The 12,113-nt window shown below is 68.8% G+C and carries 13 protein-coding genes; 12 read left to right on the top strand and 1 reads right to left on the bottom strand.

What is annotated here, in order from left to right:
- Window positions 1-64: 64 nt before the first annotated feature.
- Complete coding sequence (locus ABB34_RS03490) at window positions 65-652, top strand: DUF1439 domain-containing protein (RefSeq protein ID WP_057639862.1); 588 nt, start codon at window positions 65-67, stop codon at window positions 650-652.
- Window positions 653-756: 104 nt separating this feature from the next.
- On the opposite strand, the gene ABB34_RS03495 is transcribed toward ABB34_RS03490, so the two are convergent.
- On the bottom strand, window positions 757-1,224 hold the full coding sequence (locus tag ABB34_RS03495; protein ID WP_057639863.1) for an SET domain-containing protein: 468 nt from the start codon (window positions 1,222-1,224) through the stop codon (window positions 757-759).
- A gap of 176 nt (window positions 1,225-1,400) precedes the next feature.
- Between ABB34_RS03495 and ABB34_RS03500 the strand changes: the two genes are divergently transcribed.
- From ABB34_RS03500 to ABB34_RS03550, 11 genes are all read left to right on the top strand, one after another.
- Complete coding sequence (locus ABB34_RS03500; protein ID WP_057639864.1) at window positions 1,401-1,847, top strand: SUF system Fe-S cluster assembly regulator; 447 nt, start codon at window positions 1,401-1,403, stop codon at window positions 1,845-1,847.
- Window positions 1,848-1,869: 22 nt separating this feature from the next.
- Window positions 1,870-3,345 carry a Fe-S cluster assembly protein SufB gene (sufB, locus tag ABB34_RS03505; RefSeq protein ID WP_057639865.1) on the top strand — a complete coding sequence of 492 codons (1,476 nt, stop codon included), beginning with the start codon at window positions 1,870-1,872 and terminating at the stop codon, window positions 3,343-3,345.
- Window positions 3,346-3,509: 164 nt separating this feature from the next.
- Window positions 3,510-4,274 (top strand): Fe-S cluster assembly ATPase SufC, encoded by a 765-nt coding sequence (gene sufC, locus ABB34_RS03510; protein WP_057639949.1) that lies wholly within the window; start codon window positions 3,510-3,512, stop codon window positions 4,272-4,274.
- Entirely contained in the window at window positions 4,274-5,533 is a 1,260-nt protein-coding gene (sufD, locus tag ABB34_RS03515; RefSeq protein ID WP_057639866.1) for a Fe-S cluster assembly protein SufD, read from the top strand. Before sufC ends, sufD begins: the two co-directional genes overlap by 1 nt.
- The gene (locus tag ABB34_RS03520) at window positions 5,530-6,786 is read left to right on the top strand and encodes a cysteine desulfurase (RefSeq protein ID WP_057639867.1); all 1,257 of its coding nucleotides are present in this window, start codon (window positions 5,530-5,532) and stop codon (window positions 6,784-6,786) included. Before sufD ends, ABB34_RS03520 begins: the two co-directional genes overlap by 4 nt.
- Window positions 6,787-6,896: 110 nt before the next feature.
- Window positions 6,897-7,433 (top strand): GNAT family N-acetyltransferase, encoded by a 537-nt coding sequence (locus ABB34_RS03525; RefSeq protein ID WP_057639868.1) that lies wholly within the window; start codon window positions 6,897-6,899, stop codon window positions 7,431-7,433.
- Window positions 7,430-7,762 (top strand): non-heme iron oxygenase ferredoxin subunit, encoded by a 333-nt coding sequence (locus tag ABB34_RS03530; protein WP_057639869.1) that lies wholly within the window; start codon window positions 7,430-7,432, stop codon window positions 7,760-7,762. Before ABB34_RS03525 ends, ABB34_RS03530 begins: the two co-directional genes overlap by 4 nt.
- 81 nt (window positions 7,763-7,843) lie before the next feature.
- Window positions 7,844-8,287 carry a hypothetical protein gene (locus tag ABB34_RS03535; RefSeq protein ID WP_057639870.1) on the top strand — a complete coding sequence of 148 codons (444 nt, stop codon included), beginning with the start codon at window positions 7,844-7,846 and terminating at the stop codon, window positions 8,285-8,287.
- A gap of 158 nt (window positions 8,288-8,445) precedes the next feature.
- A complete protein-coding gene (locus ABB34_RS03540) occupies window positions 8,446-10,761 on the top strand; it encodes a catecholate siderophore receptor Fiu (RefSeq protein ID WP_057639871.1) in 2,316 nt (771 codons plus the stop codon).
- A gap of 75 nt (window positions 10,762-10,836) precedes the next feature.
- A complete protein-coding gene (locus tag ABB34_RS03545; RefSeq protein WP_057639872.1) occupies window positions 10,837-11,514 on the top strand; it encodes a Fe2+-dependent dioxygenase in 678 nt (225 codons plus the stop codon).
- 153 nt (window positions 11,515-11,667) lie between these two features.
- Entirely contained in the window at window positions 11,668-12,081 is a 414-nt protein-coding gene (locus ABB34_RS03550) for a hypothetical protein (RefSeq protein ID WP_057639873.1), read from the top strand.
- The last annotated feature ends 32 nt before the right edge of the window (window positions 12,082-12,113 follow it).

Genomic DNA, 12,113 nt, shown 5'->3' on the forward strand with positions numbered 1-12,113 from the left:
GGCTAACCGGGCGTTCACCGTTTGCGGTTATCGTGCGAGCCATCGCCACCACCGTCCACGACCGATGAACTTCCGCACCCTGCTGTTGCCCGCCGCGGCCTGCCTCGCCCTTGCCGCCACCGCCCACGCCGCGCCGCAGGTCAAGGGCCGGCAGCTCACCGTGGATGCGGCCGACGTGCAGCAGTACCTGGACGGCAGCTTCCCGCGCTCGCAGAAGGCATTGGGTGGCCTGCTCGCGCTGACGGTCAGCCAGCCCCACCTCACCTTGCCGGCCGGCAACCGCCTGAACCTGCAGTTCGACCTGGCGATGGCCGCCGCCGGCAGCGCATCGATGCCGGTGGGCAGCGTGGGCCTGAGCAGCGGCCTGCGCTACGACGCCGGCACCCGCGGCTTCCACCTCGAACAGCCCACCATCGACACCTTCAAGCCGGCGATGGCCGGCGGCGAGCTCGACGCCGGCACCCGCAGCCTGCTCAACACGTGGCTGGCCGACTACGCGCGCCGCGAGCCGATCTACCGCATCGACCCGGCCATCGCCCGGATCATGGACACCCTGCAGGTGCAGTCGGTGGGCATCGAGAACGGCCGCATCGCGGTGGATTTCAACCGGAACCTCGGCAACCTGTTGCCGCAAGGGCTGCTGGGCAACTGAGGATCCATGCCGGGCAAATCCGGCGCCTGTAGGTCGGGGTTACATCCCCGACGCAGGCAGTCCCGTATCCCGTGCGTCGGGGATGTAACCCCGGCCTACGGACCCTAGCGCTTCGGCTGCAGCATCGTCCCGGTGCACTTGCGCGAGCCGCAACGGCATTCCCAGATCTTTTTCAGCCGCGGGGTGTGCCGCTCGGCCAGGGTGATGCCGTAGTTGTAGGTCAGCTCCTCGCCCGGCTTGATGTCGCGGATCGCCTCGATGAACACCTTGTCGGCGGTGCGGTCGTCGCCCTCGGCCTCGGCGATCACCGCCTCGCAGTTCGGCGCGCAGCTGTGGTTGATCCAGCGCGCATCATTGCCCTTGTGGTTGGCGTCGATGACGTAGTCGTCATTCAGGGTGAACAGGAAGGTGTGGCCGCTCTCCACGTCGCCGGCGTCGTCGGCATCCACCTCGGCATGGGTGCGGCGCAGGCCCCTGTACTCGATCACCCGCTCGCCCTTGCGCAGGGGAGCCAGCGCAAACACGCCGTTGCCGTGGATGGTGGATTTGCGCGCCTGGATCTTCTTGGGCATGGGGACGACCGTGAACGATGGGAACGGTGATTCTCGCGCAGGAACGCGCCGCATCCCAAGCCCGGCGCCATCCGAGGCCGCCTTGACCTGGGTCAACCGGCCGGCATTGCCCGGGTTTGAGGCGCCGGCGGCAAAAGAGTACAATTTCGGTCCACATTGAATTCCCCCGCCCAGCGATGCTCCGCGTCACCAAGCTCACCGATTACGCCACCGTCGTGCTGACCGTGCTCGCCGCACGGCCAGGCGAAGTGCTGAGCGCGACCGAACTGGCCGAGGCCGCCGGGCTGGAGCCGCCCACCGTCAGCAAGCTGCTCAAGCCGCTGGCACAGGCCGGGCTGGTGGAAGGCCTGCGCGGCGTGCGCGGCGGCTACCGCCTGGCCCGCCCCGCCACCGACATCAGCCTGATCGAGATCGTCGAGGCGATGGAAGGCCCGCTGGCGATCACCGAATGCAGCCACGACCACAGCCAGTGCGGCATCGCCGACCAGTGCGGCGTGCGCTCGAACTGGCGCCTGATCAACGACGTGCTGGCCGAAGCGCTGCGCGGCGTCACCCTGGCGCAGATGCTGCACCCCTTGCCCATTGCCGACCGACGACGGATCACCGTCGCCGTCGTTTCCTGAATCACCGTAGGCAGCCCCCCACATGGCCACCGAAACCATCGAAACCCCCGCCACCGCCGACAGCGCCAACCGCGAGATCCACGAGCAGCTCGGCCGCAAGTACGACGCCGGCTTCGTCACCGACATCGAGTCGGACTCGCTGCCGCCGGGCCTGGACGAGGACACCATCCGTGCGCTCTCCGCGCGCAAGGAGGAGCCGGAGTGGATGACGCAATGGCGCCTGGACGCCTACCGCCACTTCCTGACCATGCGCCAGCCGGACTGGGCCAAGCTGAAGATCGGCGCGATCGACCTGCAGGCGCTGAGCTACTACTCCGCGCCAAAGGGGCCGAAGTACAAGTCGCTGGACGAGGTTCCCAAGGAGCTGCTCGACACCTACGACCGGCTCGGCGTGCCGCTGCACGAGCGTGCCAAGCTGGCCGGCGTGGCGGTGGACGCGGTGTTCGACTCGGTGTCCGTCGGCACCACCTTCCGCAAGGAGCTGGCCGAGAAGGGCATCGTCTTCTGCTCCATGTCCGAGGCCATCAAGGAACACCCCGAGCTGGTCAAGCAGTACCTGGGCACCGTGGTACCGGTGGGCGACAACTACTTCGCCGCGCTGAACTCGGCGGTGTTCTCCGACGGCAGCTTCGTGTTCATCCCGGCCGGGGTGCGCTGCCCGATGGAGCTGAGCACCTACTTCCGCATCAACGCCGGCCACACCGGCCAGTTCGAGCGCACCCTGATCATCTGCGAGGACAAGGCCTACGTCTCGTACCTGGAAGGCTGCACCGCGCCGATGCGCGACGAGAACCAGCTGCACGCGGCGGTGGTCGAGCTGGTCGCGCTGGAAGACGCCGAGATCAAGTACTCCACCGTGCAGAACTGGTACCCCGGCGACGAGAACGGCGTCGGCGGCATCTACAACTTCGTCACCAAGCGCGCCGAATGCCGCGGCGCGCGCGCCAAGGTGACCTGGACGCAGGTGGAAACCGGCAGCGCCATCACCTGGAAATACCCGTCCTGCGTGCTGCTGGGCGACGACTCGGTGGGCGAGTTCCACTCGGTGGCGCTCACCCACCACCGCCAGCAGGCCGACACCGGCACCAAGATGATCCACGTCGGCAAGCGCACCAAGAGCAAGATCGTCAGCAAGGGCATCAGCGCCGGCCACGGCCAGAACACCTACCGCGGGCTGGTCAAGGTCGCCGCCGGCGCCGATGGCGCGCGCAACTACACCCAGTGCGACTCGCTGCTGATCGGCAAGAAGTGCGGCGCCCACACCTTCCCCTACATCGAGGTGAAGAACCCCGGCGCCACCGTCGAGCACGAGGCCACCACCTCCAAGATCTCCGACGACCAGATGTTCTACTGCCGCTCGCGCGGCATCGACCAGGAGAACGCGGTGTCGATGATCGTCGACGGCTTCTGCAAGCAGGTGTTCCGCGAACTGCCGATGGAGTTCGCGGTGGAAGCGAAGAAATTGCTGGAAGTCAGCCTCGAAGGTTCGGTCGGCTGACGCGCTTTTCCCTTCTCCCTCCGGGAGAAGGTGGCGCGAAGCGCCGGATGAGGGTACGGGCGAAGCCTCGTGCGCCGAACTCCGCAGCGGCTTCGCCCCGAACCCTCACCCCAACCCCTCTCCCGCCGGGAGAGGGGCTTGAAGCAAAAGACATGGACAACATCATGCTCAAGATCGAAAACCTCCACGCAAGCATCGCCGGCAAGGAAATCCTCAAGGGCCTGTCGCTGGACGTGAAGCCGGGCGAAGTGCACGCCATCATGGGCCCCAACGGCGCCGGCAAGTCCACGCTCGGCAACGTGCTGTCCGGCCGCGAGGGCTACGAGGTCAGCGAGGGCAGCGTGGCGTTCGAGGGGGCCGACCTGCTGGAACTGGAACCGGAGGCGCGCGCCGCCGCCGGCCTGTTCCTGGCCTTCCAGTACCCGGTGGAAATCCCCGGCGTCAACAACACCTACTTCCTGCGCGCCGCGCTCAACGCCCAGCGCAAGACCCGTGGCGAGGAGGAACTGGATTCGATGCAGTTCCTCAAGCTGGTGCGGCAGAAGCTGGCGGTGCTGCACCTGAAGGACGAGCTACTGCACCGTGGCGTCAACGAGGGCTTCTCCGGCGGCGAGAAGAAGCGCAACGAGATCTTCCAGCTGGCGGTGCTGGAGCCGAAGCTGGCGATCCTCGACGAGACCGACTCGGGCCTGGACATCGACGCGCTCAAGAGCGTGGCCGACGGCGTCAATGCACTGCGCAACGCCGAGCGCTCGTTCATCGTCATCACCCACTACCAGCGCCTGCTCGACTACATCAAGCCGGACGTGGTGCACGTGCTGGCCGACGGCCGCATCGTCAAGAGCGGCGGCCCCGAGCTGGCGCTGGAACTGGAGGCCCACGGCTACGACTTCCTGAAGGACCGCGTGGTGCGCGAGGCGGCCAAGTAATGAGCGCGCTCCTGCAATCACTGGCCAGCGCCTTCTGCGGCAGCGACGAGCGCCGCGAGGTGCTCGATGCCGCGCTGCATGCCGGCCTGCCCGCCGCGCGCAACGAAGCGTGGAAATACACCTCGCTGCGCCAGCTCGAACGCCGCAGCTTCAGCCCGGCGCCGCTGCAGGCCCCGGCCATCGACGCCGCGCTGCTGGCCGGCATCCCCGCACCGCGGCTGGTGTTCGTCAACGGCCGTCCCAGCGACGCGCACAGCGACCTGTCCGGGCTGGACGCCGGCGTGCGGGTGCGCACGCTGTCGGCCGTGCGGCACGACGAGCCGGAGGCCGCGCGCTTCCTGCAGCGCCGCTTCGACCGCGCCGAGGAAGTCTTCGCCCAGCTCAACGCCGCGCTCGCCGACGAAGGCGTGCTGGTGCAGGTGGCCGCCGATGCCATCGCCGCGACGCCGCTGCACCTGGTGTTCGTGGGCTGCGGCGACGGCACCGACCGCGCGTGGCACCATCGCCACCTGCTCGACCTGCAGCCCGGTGCGTCGCTGAAGCTGGTCGAACACCACCTGCAGGGCAGCGACAACGCCAACTTCGACAACACGCTGGTGCACGTGCAGCTCGCGCAGGGCGCGCAGCTCGCCCACGCCCGCGTGCAGGCCGATGGCGCACGCGCGACTTCGCTGCTGCGCACCGACGCGGTGCTGGAGCGCGATGCCCGCTACAGCCGCGTCGACCTGGAACTGGGCGCGGCGCTGAGCCGCCACGAGCTGAACGTGCGGCTGCAAGGCGACAACGCCCGGCTCACCGCCAACGGCGTGCTGCTCGGCAACGGCCGCCGCCACATCGATACCCGGCTGGGCATCGAGCACGTCGCCCGCGACACCGCCGCCGAACTGCTGTGGCGCGGCGTGGCCGCCGGCCGCAGCCGCGTGGTTTTCCACGGCGGCATCCACATCCGCGAGGGCGCCGACGGCACCGACGCCAACCTGTCCAACAAGAACCTGCTGCTGTCGGCCGACGCCGAGATCGACACCCAGCCGACGCTGGTGATCGACGCCGACGAGGTCAAGGCCGCGCACGGCGCCACCGTCGGCCAACTCGACGCCAACGCGCTGTTCTACCTGCGCTCGCGCGGCCTGCCGGCCGAACAGGCGCGGGCGATGCTCAGCGCCGCGTTCTGCCACGAGCCGCTGGCCGTGGCCGGCGCCCTCGGCGACACCCTGGCCCGCCACCTCGACCACGCGCTGCAACAGGCAGGCATGGCATGAACCTTTCCTCCCCGCTTCCACTCCAGGCCACGGACGCCGCACCCGACTGGGCCCGCGTGCGCGTCGACTTCCCGCTGCTGATGCGCGAAGTGCATGGCAAGCCGCTGGTGTATTTCGACAACGCCAACACCGCGCAGAAGCCGCTGCCGGTGATCGAGGCCACCAGCGCGTTCTACCGCCGCCACAACGCCAACGTCAGCCGCGCCGTGCACGCGCTCGGCACCGAGGCCACCGACGCCTACGAAGGCGCGCGCGGCAAGCTGGCCCGTTTCCTGGGCGTCCGCGCCGACGAACTGGTGCTGTGCAGCGGCACCACCTTCGCCATCAACCTGGTCGCCTATTCGTGGGCGCTGCCAAGGTTGAAGGCCGGCGACGTGATCCTGGTCTCGCGCATGGAGCACCACGCCAACATCGTGCCGTGGCAACTGGTGGCCCAGCGCACCGGCGCGACGATCCGCGTGGCCGAGATCGCCCCCGACGGCACGCTGGACCTGGACGCGCTGCACGCGGCGATGACCCCCGAGGTGAAGCTGCTGGCGGTGGCGCACGTGTCCAACGTGCTGGGCACCATCAACCCGGTGCGCGAGATCTGCCGCGAAGCGCGCCGGCGCGGCATCGTCACCGTGGTCGATGGCTCGCAGGCCGCGCCGCACCTGCCGCTGGACGTGGCCGCCATCGGCTGCGACTTCTACGCCGTCACCGGCCACAAGATGTGCGGCCCCACCGGCACCGGCGCACTGTGGGCGCGGCGCGAGCACCTGCAGGCGATGCCGCCGTTCCTCGGCGGTGGCGAGATGATCAAGGAAGTCAGCTTCGACGGCACCGTGTTCAACGACCCGCCGCACAAGTTCGAGGCCGGCACCCCGAACATCGCCGGCTTCGTCGGCCTCGGCGTGGCCGTGGACTACCTCGACGCGCTGGGCCGCGAACACATCGCCGCGCGCGAGCAGGAACTGCTGGCGCACTTCACCGAGGAACTGCGGCGCGTGGATGGCGTGCGCATCTTCGGCACCGCCGCGCACAAGGCCGCGGTGGTGTCGTTCCAGGTCGAAGGCGCGCATTCGCACGACATGGCCACCCTGCTCGACCTGCAGGGCGTGGCGGTACGTTCCGGCCAGCACTGCGCGCACCCGCTGCTGCAGTACTTCGGCGTCGCCGCCACCTGCCGTGCCTCGCTGGCGTTCTACAACACGCACGAGGAAATCGAGGCCTTCATGGCGGCATTGAAGAAGGTGCGCGCGTTGCTGGGGTGATTCTTGCCTGTAGGAGCGACGCGAGTCGCGACCGGGCCTTCCCGGCAAAGCCCCGGTCGCGACTCGCGTCGCTCCTACAGGCGAAGTGAGGCGCGGGCTAAACTACCGCCATGACCGACCTCACCTTCCGCGCCGCCACGGCGGACGACATCCCGGCCCTGATCGAACTGGTCACTTCCGCCTACCGCGGCGATGCCTCGCGCGTGGGCTGGACCACCGAGGCCGACATCCTCGATGGCGAGCGCATCGATGCCGAAAGCATCCTGGTCCAGCTGCAGCGCCCGCGCAGCGTGATCCTGGTCGCCGAGCGCGATGGCCGCATGCAGGCCTGCTGCCACATCGCCGACGAGGACGGCCACGGCTATTTCGGCATGTTCGCGGTCAGCCCGGCGGCACAGGGCGGCGGCATCGGCAAGCGGGTGATGCAGGAGGCAGAGCACCACGTGGCCGAACAGTGGCAGCTGCCGGCCATGCAGATGACGGTGATCGACTGCCGCGACGAACTGATCGCCTTCTACGAGCGCCGCGGCTATGCCCGCACCGGCATCAAGAAGCCGTTTCCCTACGGCGACGAGCGCTTCGGCATCCCCAGGCGCGACGACCTGCGCTTCGAGGTGCTGGAAAAGCCGCTGGATGCCCGCGCATGAGCGAGACCTGGACCTTCATCTGCGACAGCGACGAACTGCTGCCGGGTGAAATGAAGACCGGCTTCGACGAGGTGACCGGTGCGCCCATCGTGGTGTTCAACCTCGACGGCGAGCTGTACGCGCTGGAAGACCAGTGCACGCACGAGGAATTCGAGCTGTCCTCCGGCCACCTCGACACCGCCGAGGGCAGCGTCGAATGCGTCCTCCACGGCGCCCGCTTCGACGTGCGCGACGGCCGCGCGCTGTGCGCCCCGGCCTATACCGCGGCGCCGAAATTCCCGGTCAAGCGCGAAAACGGCGGCATCTGGGCGCGCGACGACCGCGACTGAGCTTTCCGGTGCCGTCTTGGCGGCATTGATGATCGCGGTCACGATATGGACATGCGAATCATTATCGTTTAATTTATCGTCATGTATCCACATGACGCCAGCCGTCGGGCGGCCTTCCGGCCCGCTTCCGGCAACGTGCCGGCCCGCCCGCAGCGGGCGGGCCGGCACCTGTGGCTGGTCGTCCTGCTCCTGCTGGCCGTCGCCGCGACCGCGCTGGCTGCCGCCGGCGGGCATGGTGCCGGTGCCGATGACGCCCCGCGGCTTTCGGCCACGCTCCCCGCCGCACTCGACGGTTGTCCGCCGGCTCCGCTGCAGCCCTTGCTGCACCCGCCCGGCATCAGCGAAACCGACGGCGAAAGCGGGCGCAGCCAGCGCCCGACGGATACCACGCCGGCCCCGTGGCCCGCACGCACTACCCGCAACGGCACCGCGATGAGGGTACCCACCGTCTTCGCCAGCCCGACCCTCGGCCAGCCTTACCGCACGCCACCCGCGCACGCCCCGCCGACCCACCGCCACGGCTGAACCCACGCGCGGGCCTGCCCGCGGCCGATCCGCGGCGCGGCGCCTCCCCGTTTTCCCCTCGTTGTATCCCACCGCGCATCAGCCGGTGTCGGGCCCCGTGTCCGGCATCCCGGTTGTCGCTTCCGTGTCCTTCTCCTCCGTCCAAGGCCCTCAACTCCATGAGCCACATCAAGAGTCGCAAGCACGCCTCCCCCGCCCGTACCGTCGGCCACCTGGCCACCGCCGGCCTCGTCACCGGCCTGAGCCTGGCCGCGCTGCCGGGCCTTGCCCATGCCGAGGCGCCGCCCGATGCCCGCACCCTGGACCAGGTCGAGGTGCACGCCACCCGCGGCTACAAGAGCGAGAAATCCGCCTCGCCCAAGTTCACCCAGACCCTGCAGAACACCCCGCAGACCGTCCAGGTCATCACCGGCGACCTGTTCAACCAGCAGGGCGCCACCACCCTGACCGAAGCGCTGCGCAACAGCGCCGGCGTGGGCACCTTCTATGCCGGCGAGAACGGCAACACCAGCACCGGCGACACCGTGTACATGCGCGGCTTCGACACCTCCAGCAGCATCTTCGTCGATGGCGTGCGCGACCTCGGCTCGATCTCGCGCGACGTGTTCAACACCGAGCAGGTGGAAGTGGTGAAGGGCCCGGCCGGCACCGACAACGGCCGCAGCGCGCCGACCGGCGCGATCAACATGGTCAGCAAGCAGGCGCACCTGCACGATGCCGTCTCCGGCACCGTCTCGGCCGGCGTCGATGGCCAGCAGCGCGCCACCGCCGACTGGAACCAGACCCTGGGCGAAACCTCGGCACTGCGCCTGAACGGGTTGTGGCAGGACAGCGACGTCGCCGGCCGCGACCACGTCAACAACAGCCGCTGGGGCATCGCGCCGTCGCTGGGCTTCGGCCTCGGCACCGACACCCGCTACCACCTGAACCTGCTCTACCTCAAGCAGGACAACATCCCCGATGGCTTCGTGCCGACCATCGGCCTGCCGGGCTGGGAGCCGCAGCCGGGCCTGGAGCAGCTGGCCGGACACCCGGTCGATCCGGAAAACTTCTACGGCACCCGCTACGACCACGACGACGTGACCGCGCAGCAGGCCACCTTCCGCTTCGAGCACGACTTCTCCGACACGCTGAAGCTGAGCAACATCGCGCGCTGGGGCAAGACCGAGCAGGACTACCTGCTGACCGCGTTCATGTCCACCGGCGGCAACGTCGACAACCCGCTGGCCGGCAACATCAAGTGGACCGACATCGATGACCTGTCCAGCTACACCCTCAAGCGCAGCAACCTGACCTACAAGAACCAGGAAAACACCATCCTCACCGACCAGCTCAACCTGCGCGCCGACTTCGCCACCGGCAGCGTGCAGCACAACCTGAGCACCGGCCTGGAGTTCACCCGCGAGCAACAGAAGTCCTGGGGCCTGGCCGGCACCGTCGACGGCAACTGGACGCCCGCCAACCTGTACCACCCGGACTGGAACGCCAGTGGCCTGAGCACCCACCGCACCGGCGCCCACAACGACGGCAAGACCACCACCTCGTCGCTGTACCTGTTCGACACGCTGAAGTTCGGCGAGAGCTTCATGCTGACCGCCGGCGTGCGCGCCGACCACTACAAGACCGAATACGCCAATGCCGCGGTATGCGGCGGTCGCGGCGGCCCGGCCTGCGGCAGCAACCCGGCCGGCACCGTCATCGCCAGCCCGACGCTGGAGGACTCGGACACCCTGGTCAACTGGAAGCTCGGCGCGGTCTACAAGCCGGTCGAGGCCATCCGCCTGTACGCCAACTACGCCCTCTCGCAGCAGCCCCCCGGCGGCAGCAACTTCCAGTTGAACGAGTCGCCCAACAGTGCCAACAGCATCAACATGGACCCGCAGGAAACCCGCACCGCCGAGGTCGGCAGCAAGTGGAGTTTCCTCGATGACGCGCTGGCGCTGAACTTGGCCCTGTTCCGCACCGAGGTGACCAACGAGATCACCGGCAACAACGATGACGGCTACTACCAGAACGGCCAGAAGACCGTGGAAGGCGTGGAAATCTCCACCGTCGGCCGCATCACCGACAACTGGTCGGTGTCGGCCGGCTACACCCACCAGAAGACCCAGGTGGACAAGGGCGGCCTGCTGACCGCCGACGGCAGCAACAACCTGACCTATACCCCGGAAGACGCGTTCACCAGCTGGACCACCTACAGCTTCCCGTTCGGCCTGACCATCGGCGGTGGCGTACGCTACTCCGGCGAGATGCACCGCGGCACCGACGGCGCCAAGGGCACCCCGGCGTTCACCAAGTCCTACTCCGTCTACGATGCGATGGCGTCGTACACGGTCAACGACCACCTGGTGCTGCGCCTGAACGCCTACAACCTGTTCGACAAGCAGTACGTGGCCGCGATCAACAAGAGCGGCTACCGCTACACCCCGGGTACCCCGCGTACCTTCCTGTTCAGCGCGGACTTCCACTTCTGATCCGACGTTCCTGATCCAACCGTGGTGACCGGGGACGCCTTCCGCAGGGAAGGCGTCCCCGCATGGAGCCTTCGCATGCTGCTGCACATCCCCAACATCCTCGGCGCCGACGAAGTGGCGCATTTCCGCCGCGCGCTGGACGGCGCCGACTGGGCCGACGGCCGCGAGACGGTCGGTGCGCAGGGCGCGCAGGTCAAGCGCAACGAACAGCTGCCCGACGGCTCGCCGCTCAAGGCCGAGCTGGGCCGGGCGGTGCTGGCCGCGCTGAAGCGCAGCCCGTTGTTCTTCGGCGCCGCGCTGCCGCTCAAATACCTGCCGCCGCGCTTCAACCGCTACACCGGCGGCGGCACCTACGGCTTCCACGTCGATGGCGCGGTGATGAACCTCGCCCAGGGCGAGCAGCTGCGCTCGGACGTATCGTGCACGCTGTTCCTCAACGACCCGGACGAATACGACGGCGGCGAGCTGGTCATCAGCGACACCTACGGCGAGCACGAAGTGAAGCTGCCGGCCGGCGACCTGATCCTGTACCCCTCCAGCAGCCTGCACCAGGTCACGCCGGTGACCCGCGGCGCGCGGCTGGCCTCGTTCTTCTGGGTGCAGAGCATGATCCGCGACGACGCCCGCCGGCGCACGCTGTTCGAAATGGACGGCGCCATCGAAACCCTGCGCCGCGGCAATGCCGACGCCGGCGCGGTGCTGCAGCTGACCGGCATCTATCACAACCTGCTGCGGCAGTGGGCCGAGGTCTGAGCCGGCAGGCAGGTTTCCCCATTCCGGCCTGACCTCCGTCAAGCCGATGCAAACAAGATAAATTCTTATTTGCATCCGATAACGAATCCCAACTACACTCCGCACCCGCCGGATCTGCGGATCCGGCGCACTCCGCACCATTCGGGGATTCGCGTGCGCCAGCCACACCTCCATCGCCGCCTGCCTGCCGCCACGCGCCTGCGTGCCGGCCTGCGTGCATCCGTGCTGGTGCTGCTGGCGGTGTTCTCGATGCTGCTGCCGCAGTGGCAGGGCCTGGCGTTGCCCATGGCCGCGGCCACGCTGGCCGGCGGCACGTACGCCGGTGGCGAAGAAGCCCCGGCCCGCGAGTTCGCCGAGGAACAGGCCCCGGCCAAGCTGCGCCGCGCGGCGCCCCTGCAGGCCTCGCGCGCGGCGGCAAGCCACCCGGCCCCGGCACTGCCGCCGGCACGCATGGCCGGCGCCGAGCCGGTCGTGCTGTCCAGCGTACCGGCCGTCCCATCGGCCTGCCCGCCCGCCACGCCCCTGCGCTGGCGGCGGCAACGCGGCCAGGCGCCCCCGCTGGCCTGAGCCGGCCGTTCCGCCCGTGCCTGCCGCGACTC

The sequence above is a fragment of the Stenotrophomonas daejeonensis genome (assembly GCF_001431505.1).
In the GTDB taxonomy this organism is placed as follows: Bacteria; Pseudomonadota; Gammaproteobacteria; order Xanthomonadales; family Xanthomonadaceae; genus Stenotrophomonas; species Stenotrophomonas daejeonensis.

Bases quoted from the DNA above. Each gene is read 5' to 3' on its own strand.
- ABB34_RS03490 (WP_057639862.1), top strand. From the start codon at position 65: ATGAACTTCCGCACCCTGCTGTTGCCCGCCGCGGCCTGCCTCGCCCTT.
- ABB34_RS03495 (WP_057639863.1), bottom strand. From the start codon at position 1,224: ATGCCCAAGAAGATCCAGGCGCGCAAATCCACCATCCACGGCAACGGC.
- ABB34_RS03500 (WP_057639864.1), top strand. From the start codon at position 1,401: ATGCTCCGCGTCACCAAGCTCACCGATTACGCCACCGTCGTGCTGACC.
- sufB (WP_057639865.1), top strand. From the start codon at position 1,870: ATGGCCACCGAAACCATCGAAACCCCCGCCACCGCCGACAGCGCCAAC.
- sufC (WP_057639949.1), top strand. From the start codon at position 3,510: ATGCTCAAGATCGAAAACCTCCACGCAAGCATCGCCGGCAAGGAAATC.
- sufD (WP_057639866.1), top strand. From the start codon at position 4,274: ATGAGCGCGCTCCTGCAATCACTGGCCAGCGCCTTCTGCGGCAGCGAC.
- ABB34_RS03520 (WP_057639867.1), top strand. From the start codon at position 5,530: ATGAACCTTTCCTCCCCGCTTCCACTCCAGGCCACGGACGCCGCACCC.
- ABB34_RS03525 (WP_057639868.1), top strand. From the start codon at position 6,897: ATGACCGACCTCACCTTCCGCGCCGCCACGGCGGACGACATCCCGGCC.
- ABB34_RS03530 (WP_057639869.1), top strand. From the start codon at position 7,430: ATGAGCGAGACCTGGACCTTCATCTGCGACAGCGACGAACTGCTGCCG.
- ABB34_RS03535 (WP_057639870.1), top strand. From the start codon at position 7,844: ATGTATCCACATGACGCCAGCCGTCGGGCGGCCTTCCGGCCCGCTTCC.
- ABB34_RS03540 (WP_057639871.1), top strand. From the start codon at position 8,446: ATGAGCCACATCAAGAGTCGCAAGCACGCCTCCCCCGCCCGTACCGTC.
- ABB34_RS03545 (WP_057639872.1), top strand. From the start codon at position 10,837: ATGCTGCTGCACATCCCCAACATCCTCGGCGCCGACGAAGTGGCGCAT.